Source organism: Nitrospira calida, from assembly GCF_976986435.1.
On sequence record NZ_OZ335950.1, the window covers coordinates 120,785 to 133,194 of the forward strand.

Annotated in this window: 15 protein-coding genes; 9 read left to right on the top strand and 6 right to left on the bottom strand. The window is 64.2% G+C overall.

The window, feature by feature from the left end; genetic code table 11:
- The first annotated feature begins 30 nt into the window (after nucleotides 1–30).
- The 8 genes from ACWHTU_RS00670 to pyrE all read left to right on the top strand — a co-directional run bounded on the left by ACWHTU_RS00670 (nucleotide 31) and on the right by pyrE (nucleotide 5,198).
- Nucleotides 31–219, top strand: a complete 189-nt coding sequence (locus ACWHTU_RS00670; protein ID WP_447861003.1) for a hypothetical protein — start codon at nucleotides 31–33, stop codon at nucleotides 217–219.
- Between the two features lie 30 nt (nucleotides 220–249).
- Entirely contained in the window at nucleotides 250–684 is a 435-nt protein-coding gene (locus ACWHTU_RS00675; protein WP_447861004.1) for an AAA family ATPase, read from the top strand.
- Nucleotides 674–1,168: a DUF4143 domain-containing protein gene (locus tag ACWHTU_RS00680; RefSeq protein ID WP_447861005.1), complete on the top strand. Its 495-nt coding sequence runs from the start codon at nucleotides 674–676 to the stop codon at nucleotides 1,166–1,168. The genes ACWHTU_RS00675 and ACWHTU_RS00680 overlap by 11 nt, the downstream gene beginning before the upstream one ends.
- Nucleotides 1,099–1,320 (top strand): hypothetical protein, encoded by a 222-nt coding sequence (locus tag ACWHTU_RS00685; protein WP_447861006.1) that lies wholly within the window; start codon nucleotides 1,099–1,101, stop codon nucleotides 1,318–1,320. Before ACWHTU_RS00680 ends, ACWHTU_RS00685 begins: the two co-directional genes overlap by 70 nt.
- 230 nt (nucleotides 1,321–1,550) lie before the next feature.
- Nucleotides 1,551–1,778 carry a hypothetical protein gene (locus ACWHTU_RS00690; protein ID WP_447861007.1) on the top strand — a complete coding sequence of 76 codons (228 nt, stop codon included), beginning with the start codon at nucleotides 1,551–1,553 and terminating at the stop codon, nucleotides 1,776–1,778.
- Nucleotides 1,779–1,904: 126 nt separating this feature from the next.
- Nucleotides 1,905–2,843 carry a TIGR01777 family oxidoreductase gene (locus ACWHTU_RS00695; protein WP_447861008.1) on the top strand — a complete coding sequence of 313 codons (939 nt, stop codon included), beginning with the start codon at nucleotides 1,905–1,907 and terminating at the stop codon, nucleotides 2,841–2,843.
- Between the two features lie 46 nt (nucleotides 2,844–2,889).
- Nucleotides 2,890–3,882: a YbgA family protein gene (locus ACWHTU_RS00700; protein ID WP_447863287.1), complete on the top strand. Its 993-nt coding sequence runs from the start codon at nucleotides 2,890–2,892 to the stop codon at nucleotides 3,880–3,882.
- Nucleotides 3,883–3,971: 89 nt separating this feature from the next.
- Complete coding sequence (pyrE, locus tag ACWHTU_RS00705) at nucleotides 3,972–5,198, top strand: orotate phosphoribosyltransferase (RefSeq protein ID WP_447861009.1); 1,227 nt, start codon at nucleotides 3,972–3,974, stop codon at nucleotides 5,196–5,198.
- A 17-nt stretch (nucleotides 5,199–5,215) separates the two neighbouring features.
- Here the strand turns inward: pyrE and ACWHTU_RS00710 are convergent, their stop codons facing one another.
- Complete coding sequence (locus ACWHTU_RS00710; RefSeq protein WP_447861010.1) at nucleotides 5,216–5,527, bottom strand: hypothetical protein; 312 nt, start codon at nucleotides 5,525–5,527, stop codon at nucleotides 5,216–5,218.
- 86 nt (nucleotides 5,528–5,613) lie between these two features.
- Between ACWHTU_RS00710 and ACWHTU_RS00715 the strand changes: the two genes are divergently transcribed.
- A complete protein-coding gene (locus tag ACWHTU_RS00715; protein ID WP_447861011.1) occupies nucleotides 5,614–6,042 on the top strand; it encodes a rhodanese-like domain-containing protein in 429 nt (142 codons plus the stop codon).
- On the opposite strand, the gene ACWHTU_RS00720 is transcribed toward ACWHTU_RS00715, so the two are convergent.
- The 5 genes from ACWHTU_RS00720 to ACWHTU_RS00740 all read right to left on the bottom strand — a co-directional run bounded on the left by ACWHTU_RS00720 (nucleotide 6,039) and on the right by ACWHTU_RS00740 (nucleotide 12,391).
- Nucleotides 6,039–6,974, bottom strand: a complete 936-nt coding sequence (locus ACWHTU_RS00720; RefSeq protein ID WP_447861012.1) for a phosphodiester glycosidase family protein — start codon at nucleotides 6,972–6,974, stop codon at nucleotides 6,039–6,041. The two genes, ACWHTU_RS00715 and ACWHTU_RS00720, sit on opposite strands and share 4 nt — an antisense overlap.
- A 200-nt stretch (nucleotides 6,975–7,174) precedes the next feature.
- Nucleotides 7,175–8,827: a response regulator gene (locus ACWHTU_RS00725; protein ID WP_447861013.1), complete on the bottom strand. Its 1,653-nt coding sequence runs from the start codon at nucleotides 8,825–8,827 to the stop codon at nucleotides 7,175–7,177.
- A gap of 14 nt (nucleotides 8,828–8,841) precedes the next feature.
- A complete protein-coding gene (locus ACWHTU_RS00730; RefSeq protein WP_447861014.1) occupies nucleotides 8,842–9,276 on the bottom strand; it encodes a response regulator in 435 nt (144 codons plus the stop codon).
- The gene (locus ACWHTU_RS00735) at nucleotides 9,273–10,772 is read right to left on the bottom strand and encodes a sensor histidine kinase (protein WP_447861015.1); all 1,500 of its coding nucleotides are present in this window, start codon (nucleotides 10,770–10,772) and stop codon (nucleotides 9,273–9,275) included. The genes ACWHTU_RS00730 and ACWHTU_RS00735 overlap by 4 nt, the downstream gene beginning before the upstream one ends.
- Before the next feature lie 122 nt (nucleotides 10,773–10,894).
- Entirely contained in the window at nucleotides 10,895–12,391 is a 1,497-nt protein-coding gene (locus ACWHTU_RS00740; RefSeq protein ID WP_447861016.1) for an NADH-quinone oxidoreductase subunit N, read from the bottom strand.
- Nucleotides 12,392–12,410: the final 19 nt, after the last annotated feature.

The following is a 12,410-nucleotide window of genomic DNA, read 5'->3' on the forward strand; positions in this document are numbered from 1 at the left end:
TCAGCCGGCGAGTGAGCTTGCAATCAGCCGATGGACAACCTTGCAATCCGCCGAGCCGCAAGGTTGCACTTAGCCGACAGCAAACGTTACAATCAGCCGATGCTGGACACGGGTTTCTATCCGCGCTTCGTCGCGGATCGGCTGGCTGAGGCGCTTGAAGACGCTCCGGCCGTGCTGATCCACGGCCCCCGCCAGAGCGGCAAGACGACGCTCGCCTAGGGCACTGGCCTGCGCGCAGGCTACGCCTACGTGAGCTTCGACGACGACGCCATCCGCAGCGCCGCGACGACGGATCCGATCGGCTTCGTCGCGGATTTGCCGGCGCGCGTGATCCTGGACGAGGTGCAGCATGTGCCGCACCTGTTCGCCGCGCTCAAGGCGGCGATCGACCGCGACCGGCGGCCGGGCCGCTTCCTGCTGACCGGCTCTACCAACGTGCTTCTCCTGCCGAAGCTCGGCGATTCGCTGGCCGGTCGCATGGCGATCGTGCACCTGCACCCGCTCGCGCAGTGCGAACTCGCTGGTGAACGCCCATCCTTTCTCGATCGGCTTTTCGGGCAAGGCTTCCCGATGCGCCCGTTCGAGCGTCTCGGCGCGGCGCTTCCCGAGCGCATCGTTGCCGGCGGCTATCCGGCGGCGGGCGCGATGGTACGAGACGTACGTCGAAACGATCGTGCAGCGTGACGTGCGTGAGCTCGCGTGGATCGCCTCGCTCGACGCGGTTCCGCGGCTGCTCGCCGCAGCCGCCGTGGAGACGGCCCGGCTGCTGAACGTCTCCGACCTGGCTGCGCCGTACCAGCTCAGCCGGCCGACGATCCGCGATTACCTGACTCTGCTTGAGCGCATCTTCCTGCTCGAGGAGTTGCCTCCCTGGTCCGTCAACCGCTTGAGCCGGCTGATCAAGACGCCCAAGCTGCATGTCGGCGATACCGGTCTCGCGTGCGCGCTGCTCGGCGCAGACGCCAAAACGCTCACGGCGGATCGCGCCCTGTTGGGCCAGGTGCTCGAGACCTTCGTGTTCCAGGAACTCAGGCGGCAGGCGAGCGGTACGAGCATCCCCTCGCGTTTCATCACTTTCGTGACCGCGACGGCTACGAGGTGGACATCGTGGTCGAGCGCGGGGCGCGCGCCGTCGCGGGGATCGAGGTCAAGGCCGCGGCGACGGTGACGGCAGCCGACTTTCGCGGGCTGCGCAAGCTCAAGGATGCCGCCGGCCAACGCTTCGTCTGCGGCGTCGTGCTCTACGACGGCACAGTGAGTGTATCGTTCGGGAACTCGTTGTTCGCCGTTCCCATCCGCGCATTGTGGGAGGCACTGTGAGCGCACCATTCACGGAGTCGGTCGTCGAAGAGGCCGCCCTGGCCCGGCTGGAGGCCATCGGCTGGGGATTGTTCACCTGCCTGCGCCGCACCGTGCAGCGGCGCGGCAGGTAGGCGGCCCCCGACCTATCGCCTTAAGGCGATACCCTCCTCTGGTCCCTTTCAGAGGGAGGGGGAGAAAGCTATTCCGATGTCGTACTGACGCGGCTGAGGTGCAGAAGGAGGTGCCCCATGGGACCAGGCCTCAAGCGGACCACCATCGCCCGAATCGGCGCGGGCGTCGCGTTTCTGTGCGGAGTGATCGGGGTGTTGGCCGGGATCACGGATCACACGTGGAAATTGTCACCGCTCGGCTGGTTTACGGGAGGAGTCCTGCTCGCGCTGATTGCCTTGTTCGTGCTGGTTGACGGGGCGGTGGCGTTCGAGCGATCCGTGACCGCGGCGGGCTCCGAGCATTAAGAGAAAGACCTCCACGCGCTCTGTGGTTGGGAACGGCCTTCCAGAGGGAGACGCTGTCTTCTGGTCAAGGGGTAAGATTCCCGATAGTCTCAGTCACTCTGGCGCCGCTCACTCCGAGGAGGGCTCATGAAAATCGTGATCAGCGGCGGGACCGGCTTTATCGGCCGGGCGTTGTGCCGGGCGTTGGCCGCTGAAGACCACGATGTCGTGGTGCTGTCTCGTCGGGCCGGAGAGGCCAAGTTGGGCCTCGACTCTTCTACCAAGGTCGTCGAGTGGGACGGGCTGACGACGGGCCCCTGGGAACGGGAGTTGGACTCGGCGGACGCAGTGATCAATTTAGCGGGCGCGCCTATCGCCGAGGCGCGATGGAGTCCAGAGCGCAAGCGAGTCATCTACGACAGCCGCATCGCCGCCACGAGACTGTTGGCACAGGCCCTCGATCGCGTCTCCGCCCGCCACCGCGTGTTCCTTTCCGCGTCCGGCGTCGGCTACTATGGTCCGAGCGACGACCGCCCCTTGCAGGAGGGCGCTCCGCCGGGAACGGGGTTTCTGGCCGAGCTGTGTGTAGCATGGGAACGGGAGGCCATGGTGGCGCAGCGCGCTGGGGCGCGCGTCGTCTGTCTGCGCCTTGGCATGGTGTTGGAGAAGGACGGCGGCGCTCTCCCCAGGATGTTGCTGCCGTTCCGCGCCTTCATCGGCGGGCCGATTGGGCCGGGGACCCAATGGGTATCCTGGATTCACCGGCAAGATCTGATCGGAATGATGGAATGGGTGTTGACCACCCCGAGGGTGAGCGGGCCAGTCAATGCCGTCGCTCCTGGCGCGGTGACGATGCGGGAGTTCTGCGCCACCTTGGGGCGGGTGCTGCGCCGACCCTCCTGGCTGCCAGTGCCTGGGATGGTGTTGCGCCTGGCGCTGGGCGAACTCGCCACGGTGCTCACGACGGGGCAGTGCGTCCTGCCGGGGGTGGCGCAACAGGCCGGGTACCGATTCCGCTATCCGTCGCTGGAGTCAGCCCTGCAGACGATTTTCGGGCCAGCAGCATCCTCCCGACGTGCGGCATGAGGACCAGGTCGGACCGGCTGGTCAAAATCCGGTGACGCCGCGGCGTATGCTCGACGAGACTTGCGAAGCTGTCAGCCCGCCGATTCGCCTCGGCATCAGTCGCTGCCTGCTCGGCGAGGAGGTCCGCTACGACGGTGGACACAAGCGGGACAGCTTCTTGGTCGAGGTGCTCGGGCGGTTCGTGGAATGGGTGCCGGTCTGCCCCGAAGTGGAAGCCGGCTTCGGCGTTCCGCGCGAGGCGATGCGGCTGGTCGGCGATCCCCGGCGCCCGCGGCTGGTGACGGTGCACTCGGCCCGCGATCGGACAGCGGAGATGGCGCGCTTCTCGGACGAACGGGTCCGCGAGCTGGAAGTGCTGGACCTCTCGGGATTCATCTTCAAGAAGGATTCCCCCAGTTGCGGCATCGAGCGAGTCCCTGTCGTCGATCGTGCCGGGAGGTCGAGCCGGAACGGCGTGGGGCTGTTTGCGCGCGCGTTCATGGCCCATTTTCCCTTGATCCCGGTGGAGGAAGAGGGCCGGTTGTGCGATCCTGTGCTCCGTGAACACTTCATCGAGCGAGTCTTCTGCTATCGGCGCTGGCGGGAGCTGCTGAAGGGGCGCATTACCCGCCAGGCGGTGGGTGATTTTCACTTGTCTCACACGTACCTGCTGCTGGCGCACAGCCCCGCGCATTACCGGAAGCTTGGGCGCTTGGTGGCGAACGCCCATCGGTATCGGCCGATCGACTTGGCTCGGCGCTATGGCGCGGGGTTGCTGAAGGCGCTGAAGACTCCGGCCACGGTTCGCACTCACGTGCCGGTCCTCCGTCGCATCGCCGGCCATCTCAAGGGGCTGCTGAATGCACAGGAGAGGGACGAGTTGCTCGGGGTCATCGAAGACTATCGCCGCGGGCGGTCGCCGCTGGTGGTGCCGATCACGCTCTTGCAACACTATGTCCGGGCCTATGATGTGGCGGCCCTTCGGGATCAGGTGTATCTGAATCCGGACCGCCAGAAACTGATACTCCTCGGGTTGCGTCCCGGAGGTTTGTTGTCCTGATCTACCGGTTGGCTCCCCCCTCGCCCTTGCCCTCTCTTACACGGGGCGAGGGAATTAGGAGAGGGGTTCGGGGGAAGGAGAGAATGGTGATGCGGGAGCGCAAACGCGGCGTGGTCCTGGTCGGGCATGGCGGGATTCCCAAGGATTGTCCCTACGACCTCGTCATGAAGCTCAAACGGCTGGAAGCGCAGCGCCGGTCGACCGGGGGTGCGCCGACGGCAGAAGAAGTGGAGCTGGACCGCCGAATTCGTCGATGGCCACGAACGGGCGAGAACGATCCTTACCAGTCGGGGCTCGAAGCCCTGGCCGCGCGGCTCAAGCCGTCGTTGGACGGCTCCTTGTTCCGTATTGCCTACAACGAGTATTGCGCGCCGACGCTGGAGGAGGCGGTCGAAGAACTCCTCAAGGAGGGAGTTGGGCAAGTCACGGTGATCTCCTCCATGCTGACGCCCGGAGGATCTCACGCCGAAATTGAGATTCCCCGGACGATCGACCAGCTTCGTCGCGCCCATCCTGACGTCGTCTTCCGCTATGCCTGGCCCTTCGATCTCGACTTGGTCGCCGGCATGCTGGCGACCCAGGTCAAGCGGTTTGCCGGAAGCCCGGGCTCCGGCGGGACGGACAGCCCCGAAAAAGTGAATGCGTTGGGGATGGCGAAGCGTGTAGAATCAGCCGCCCCGCCGAGAGGAACGAAGGCGGTGCGCAGGGCGGGCAGAGGAGCGGCGATGGTACGGGATGAGTTGGCTCAAGCGTTTCTTGCGACCGGGTCGTTCAAGTGGGACCCTCAAGGCGGCTTCAAGTTGGCCTCCGGTCTGACGAGCCCGTTTTATGTCGATTGCCGCGCCCTCATGGCCCATCCGGGTCCCCGGGCATTGGTGGCGCGGGCGGCCTGGGAAGTTCTCAAGGACCTGGAGTTCGACTGCATCGGTGGGCTGGAGTTGGGCGCCATTTCGATCGCGACGACCCTCTCCGATTACGGCTTTCGCGCGACGCCGCGCAGGGACTGGCGAACCTTCGTCGTCCGCAAGCAGCCGAAAGATCACGGGCTGGGGAAGTTGATCGAGGGGGCCGTTCAGGCTGGCGATCGGGCGTTGATCGTCGACGACGTGCTCACCAGCGGCAGCTCGTTGCTCAAGGCCGTTGCTGCGGCGCGCGAGGCTGGGCTCGATGTCCGTTACGCCTTGGTCATCGTGGATCGGAAGGAACAGGGCGGACGGGCGAACGTCGAACGGCAGGGCGTGACGCTGTTCAGCCTGTTGACTATCGACGATCTGCGACGCCGACACGAGACGGCGCCCATGGCCGCGAAGACCTAAACCCGCCGGCCCCGCCGTTACTTGCACTCGAACTGAATTCCCCAGCGCCGCTCGTGAACCACGTCCTCCGTCCCTCCCATTCCGCCTGCGATCCGGCTTCGTCCCTTTGCCTCTCCCTCCCGGACGATCGTGTACTGGCTGCCGCACCGTTGCACGATCAGTTGCAGCGCGTCGCGTCGGAACGGCGATACCAGATGGCCTTGCCCGCTGTTGAACGGATAGACCACGATCCCGCCGGTCTCAGTTTCCTGTATCACTTTGGCGCCGTCCGCGCAGCCGCTCCCCGCCAAGACACAGGCCAGCGCGGCGACTCTTGACCAGCCTTTCATGGGGCTCCTATCATACACCTCGTTCGTTTTCCGCCCGACTCAACCTGTCCCTGTACGGACTTTCGTTGTCACAAGGAGGAAGAACCATGGATTCCCGCCGATCCATTGCATGGGCCAGTCTCGCCCTGCTCGCCGTGCTGACCGGCGCGAGCGGCGCCCTGGCGTATCATTCCTATGAGTTGTCTGTCCACCAGCTGCGGGCTGGGTTGAACAAAGCGCCGTCGTTGGCCCAGAAGGGCTTTTTCTTGATCGATGTGCGGTCGCCGGAAGAACATGCCACAGGGGTCATCCCGGGTACGGATCGGAATATCGATTTCCGCGAGATCAAAGCCCGCCATCGCGAGATCGGCGCCAAGCCGGATGACCATATCGTGGTCTACTGCCAGTCCGGACACCGCAGCCATATCGCGGCTGAAACGTTGGCGGACCTGGGGTACCGGCACGTCTACAACGTCAAAGGGAGCATGAATGCCTGGTTGGAAGCCGGATTCCCCGTCGCACCGCCGCGTCGCTAACGTTGCGTCGTCCGGCCGGGCGCGGTCTTCTCCGATTCCATCCGCGGCGGCTCGCGGCGCGGTTTTACGCCGATAACGGCGGGCAGCGGGATGTGGCGGGACGCCTGTCCGTTCACGATATCCTTCCACGCCGGCTGGCCGCCTTCTTCGCTCCGGTTCGCCAGGAGATCGGTTCGAATGAAGAGGTCGGAGGAGGAACCACCGTCCATCGCCATGGCCTGACGGATCGCGGGAAAGCCGTTCCGCAGACACTCGGCCAACCCATACAGCGTGACGGCGTCCGTGGTCTTGATGATCAAGATCCGTCCCTCCCCGTCTTCCGCCACCACCGTCTGCTGGGCTCGTTTCCCCGTCTGGCGCACCCGCGGCTTCCCCGTGCGATCCAGCAACATCAGCGACTGGGCCGCTTCCCGGTACAAGGGGTGCGCTTCATGGAAGGACTCGAAAGCCAAGTCAAGCACCCGGGCCTTTCGGAGACCGGGGACGACCGGCTCGGCCACGAAGAGCGCTTGCCAGGAATGGTGCCGCTTGGCGCCGACCATCCGCCCGTCCTTCATCAGCAGGCCCAAATACGAGTAGTCCTCGCGGAACAGGCCGGCGTTGAACAGGACATGGGCGCCGGTTCGGTGCTGCCACTCCTGGATCGTCAGCGGGGCGCCGAGGCCTTCGTCGTGAAACTGATAGATCGAGAACTCGAATCGCTCCGGGTCGATCTGGACCATGAGCAACGCGGGCACGTCCTGGCAGGCCGGCGTGGGGTACCACAGGGTCACCGCCAAGCCGTCGGCCAACGGATTCCATTGGATGGTCTGGGCGGGGACGGCATCGGGAATGCCGGCGTACCCGAGCAGGAAGAGCGGGATGACAAAACGCAGCCGGGTAGAACCTAACCGGCTCGCACGGAGGGGGCCATGCTCCCTGCACCATTGCATCTGGCTTCTCCGAGGCCGCGACCCGCTGGAGTCGGCGGCGGCTGTTGAACGGGAGTATAGAGAGCCACAGGGAGAAGCGTCAATCGTCCAAGACGCGAGAGGGAGGAAAAACAGCTCTCTTGTTCGCACCGCATCGGTGCGCTGGCGACACCGGGGAACCGTGCACACGATTCGATCTCGGGAAACGGACAAGGGAGACGCTAGGTTTTGGCTCGGGCTGCCAGGTGCTCGCCGGCGCCATTCCGCCCGGATCCGGACTTGCCGTCCAGCAGGTCCCGGACGGTTCTCGCCAACACCTCGGGCGTGAAGGGTTTCTGGAGGAACGCTGTCTTGCGCTCGTCCATGTCGGAGCCGACCCCGACGTCGTCGAGATAGCCGGACATGAACAGGACTTTCAGGTCCGGCTTGATAGCCAACAGGTGATGCGCCAGTTCGCGTCCGCTCATGGCGGGCATGACGACATCAGTCAGCAGCAGATGGATGAATCCCGTCTGTTGGGTGGCCACCAGGCAGGCTTCAACCCCGTTTTTCGCTTCCAGCACCCGGTAGCCGCATTTCCGCAGTTCCTCCCGGATGAGGTCCCGGACGCTTGGCTCATCTTCGACCAGCAGAATCGTCTCCGTCCCGCGCGACACCTGTTCGGGAGCGGAGACGATCGGGGCGGTCTCGGCTTCGGATTCGACCTTTGGGAGATAGATGTCGAACGTTGTCCCTTTCCCCACCTCGCTCCAGACGTCGATCCCGCCGCCGCTTTGCGTGACGATTCCGAACACCGTGGAGAGCCCCAACCCCGTGCCCTTGCCGTCCTCTTTGGTCGTGAAGAACGGTTCGAAGATATGGGACAGCGTCTCGGCATTCATGCCGCACCCGGAGTCGCGGACGGACAGTTTCATGTACGAGCCGGGCGGCAACGGACGCAGGTGGTGCATCGGGGTCCGGACGAGCTTGGCTTGCGAGATGTCGATGGTCAGCTTGCCTCCCTGCGGCATGGCGTCGCGGGCGTTGACCACCAGATTCATCACGACCTGTTCGAGCTGGCCTGGGTCGGCCTTGACCCGGCCTTCATCCGGATCGAGGGCGATGACGAGATCGATGTCCTCGCCGATCAGGCGGCGCAACATACTGTCCAGGTTGTGCACGACGCTGTTGAGGCTCACCACTTTCGGCTCCAGCGCCTGTTTGCGGCTGAAGGTCAGCAATTGCCGGATCAACGTGGCGGCCCGCTCGCCGGCTTTCTGGGTTTCTTCGATCTGGGCTCGCAGCGGGTGATCCGGTCCTAGTTCGCCGAGCAGCACCTGGGTATAGCCCATGATGACGGTCAGGAGATTGTTGAAATCGTGCGCCAGCCCTCCGGCCAGCCGCCCCACGGCTTCCATCTTTTGCGCCTGGCGGAGCTGCCGCTCGCTCTGCCGCAACGCCTCTTCGGCCCGCTTGCGTTCCATCCGCTCGTCCAACTCGCGGAGGGCCCGCTGGACCGACGGCACCAGCCGGCCCAGCCGTTGTTTCAGGATGTAATCGGTCGCGCCGCGATGCAGCGTGTCGATCGCCAGTTCTTCGCCGAGGGTGGCGGAAACAAAGATGAATGGGATGTCGGGTCGCAGTTCGCGGGCGATGGCCAGGGCAGAGATGCCGTCGAAGGACGGCAAGGAGTAGTCGGCGAGGATCATGTCGTACCCGCCGCGTTTGAGGGCAGCCAGAAAGTCGGCCCGGGTTTCGACGCGGTCGGCTTCGCAGGGGATCCCGCCTTCTGCCAACGTCGCCGTGATCAACTCGGCATCCACGGGGTTGTCTTCGAGCTGCAGCACGCGCAACGGGTTTTTCACGCGGCTCTCCGTGTCGTCACGGTCCTGCACGCAGGACCGGCTCCTTACGGCGGAGGTTCGTTGATTACCCCCCAGAACATGCCCGATTCTTTCACCGCCCTGAGGAATTGCTGGAACTCAACCGGTTTGACGACGTAAGCGTTTGCCCCCAGGGCATAGCTTTGGGCGAGGTCGCGCTCTTCGCGCGAAGACGTCAACATCACCACCGGGATCGGCCGGAGTCGGGCATCAGCTTTGATGGTGCGCAGCACTTCGAGCCCGTCTACTTTGGGCATCTTGAGATCCAGGAATACCACCGCGGGATTGCCTTGTAGGCGCGTCTTATACCGTCCTCGGCAATACAGATAATCCAACACTTCGGCGCCGTCCCGGCAGACCACGACCTTGTCGGCCAGATGGTGCTCCTCCATGGCGGCCAGCGCGAGTTCCGCGTCCCGTGGATTGTCTTCGGCCAGGACGATCGGTTTCCCAGTGGTCATGCGGAAGCCCTCGCGATCGGCAACGAGAAATAGAACGTCGCGCCCTTGTCCGGAGCACCCTCGGCCCAGGTCCTGCCGCCGTGCCGGTGAACGATCCGCCGGACGTTGGCGAGCCCGATGCCGGTGCCTTCGAATTCGTCGGCCCGATGCAACCGTTGGAACACGCCGAACAGCTTGCCCGCGTATTGCATGTCGAAGCCGACGCCGTTGTCCCGCACGAAGATCACGACCTCATCGGGTCGGCTGCGATCGCAGCCGATCTCGATCTTGGCCAGCGAGCGCGTGCCGGTGAACTTGATCGCGTTGGAGATCAGATTCACCAGGACCTGCCGCAGCATCGACGGATCCCCTTGCACCTGCGGCAGTGGCTCAATTGTCCAGGAGACCGCCCGTCCGTGCAAGTCATGCCGCAGATCGTGCAGGACGTTCTTCACCACCTGGTCCAGATCGACCGTCGTGCGCAGCATTTCCGCCCGCCCCATGCGGGAGAACACCAGCAGGTCGTCGATCAACTGCCCCATCCGCCTGGCCGATTCCGAGATCGTCTGCAGATAGCGGCGGGCCTTCTCGTCGAGAGCCGGACCGGCGCTCTTCTCCAACAGCGCTGTGTAGCCGTCGATATGGCGGAGCGGAGCTCTCAGGTCGTGCGAGACGGAATAACTGAACGCTTCCAATTCCTTGTTCGCGGCCTCCAGTAACTCCCCGCGCCGCCGCAGCTCGGCCGCGACCCGTCGCCGTTCGGTGATGTCGTGCCGGATCAGATAATAGACCGAGGCCAGTAGGACGAACTGCAGCAGCGTCCCGACTCCCAGCAGCAGGATCGTGCTGCGCGTGCTCTCCGCCGATTCCGCGACGCGGCGACGCAGTGCGCGGTTTTCCTCGTTGGCCATTTCCGCGATGACGCCGCGGGCCGTCGCCAGCTCGCGCTTGGCCGCCCCTTCAAGCGCCATTTGCCTGACTCCCTGGAATCCCTTCCGTTTCCGGAGTTCGATGGCGGCGGCCTCCGCCTCCAGTTGCTTCTTGATCAGGCCCTCGAGAAAGTTCACGCGGCCTTGCTGCGCCGGGGCGTCGGCGGTCAACTCCCGGAGATAGCGGAAGTACTCGGGCATGCGGTCGACGGCGTTGCGATAGGGGATCAGGTAACTATTTTCGCCTGTGACCAGGTACCGGCGATGACCGCTCTCCGCATCGGCGAGGGCGACGGCGACTCCGTCGAGGAGATCCAGGAACTCGTGGCTGCGGGCATCCAGGCGGCTGTTCTTGATGAGCGTATTGGTGTTGCGATACGACACGGTGGTGATCACCAGCACCCCAGCGAACACCAGCCCGAATCCCGCCAGGACTCGACGCTCGATGGGCCAGTGCTGAAGCCAGCGAAGCCAAACGGGTGTCGCCCCCGTCGTGGCGGCTGGCGCGGGGCGGTCGAACACAGTGGCGGATTCGGGCTGACAAGCCTGCGGTGGCCGCTCGCGGTCGATGTCGTCCGTCGGACTCATGGGCGAACCGGGAAGCCGATCCGGCGATCGAGGCTCGTGTTGGGGAGGACTGTACCGCCGCTTCCGTGGACGCTGCAAGGATTATTTGCGTCGGTTCGGATCGGCAAAACCGGCGGCTGCAATCAGCCGCCGAAGGGAAGGAGGGGGGGCGTGGCGGAGGCCGACGGGCCGGCGAGATGGGAGAACATAAGGGTAGCGGCGACCACCCAATCGATGAAGGGTTGGGGGTAAATGCCCAGGATCAGCGTGCCCGCCAGTCCTACGTACACCACGGCCTTCATCGGTCCGGAGACGACCAGGGGCGAAGGGTCGATCGGCTCGTTGATATACATCTTCTTGACGACGACCAGGTAGTAGTACATGGAAATCACGATGTTCGCCAGGCCGACGAGGATCAGCGTGTAGAGCCCTTCCTGGATAGCCGCCACAAAAATGTAGAGTTTGCCGATGAACCCCGCGAGCGGCGGCACGCCCGCGAGGGAAAGCAGAAAGATCAGCATCGCGAACGCCAGGAATGGCGACCGGCGATTGAGTCCGTTGTAATCCTCGATCTCGTCGCTACCGATGAGGGTTCCCACCGCGATCACGACCGCGAAGGCCCCGAGGTTGGCGAACAGATAGGTCAGCAGATAGAAGAGAATGGCGTCGCTGCCCATCTTGGTGCCCGCGGCCAATCCGATGAGCACGTTGCCGATCTGCGCGATGCCTGAATAGGCCAGCAGGCGCTTGATGTTCCGCTGCGCGATGGCCACGATGTTGCCGTACGTCATGGACAGGATCGAGACGCCGACCAGCAGCAACACCCAGGTCGGTTTGAACGTGGCGAGCGCCACGTAGAACGTGCGGATCAGGATCGCGAAGGCCGCGCCCTTGGGGGCGATCGAGAGGAACGCCGTGACCGGCGTCGGCGCCCCGTGGTAGGTATCCGGGATCCAGGCGTGGAACGGCACGGCCCCGATTTTGAAGCCCAGCGCGGCGAAGATCAGCAGGAATCCAATCGCCAGCCCCGGCGTGGTCGAGGCGTCCGTCATGTCGGCGAAGACGAGCTTGCCGGTTTCTCCGTACACCAGGCTAATCCCATAGGCCAGCAGCCCAGCGGCGAACACGCCGAGGATAAAGAATTTGAGCCCCGCTTCATTGGAGGCCATGTCGTCGCGCAGGTACGCCACCAACACGTAGAAGCCGAATGTCGAGAACTCTAGCGTGATGAAGACGGAGAGCAGGTCGTTGGCCGAAGCCATGAACATCATACCCAGGGCTGACATCAGGATCAGGAAGTAATATTCGCCCTTGAAAAACCGGAACCGCTGCACGTAGTCGATCGAGGCCAGAATGACCAGCACCGTCGCGCCGACGACGAACGTCTTGAAGAACAGGGCCATCCGGTCCACGACGAACATCCGATTGAAAAGCGTGCCCGAAATCCCCGCTGAATCGAACCAGATGAGACACCCCAGGGTCACCACCAGCCCGCCGATGCTCAGGTAGGCCAGTTGTTCTTTGGGAAGTTTTGGCAACGCGAAGTCCGCGATCAGCACGACGCACAGCCAGAACGTGAGAAAGATCTCCGGCAGAAGGAGGAGGAGATCGGACCCGGTCATGGTGAGGTTGAACGTCATGAATCGTTTCCTTGCTGGG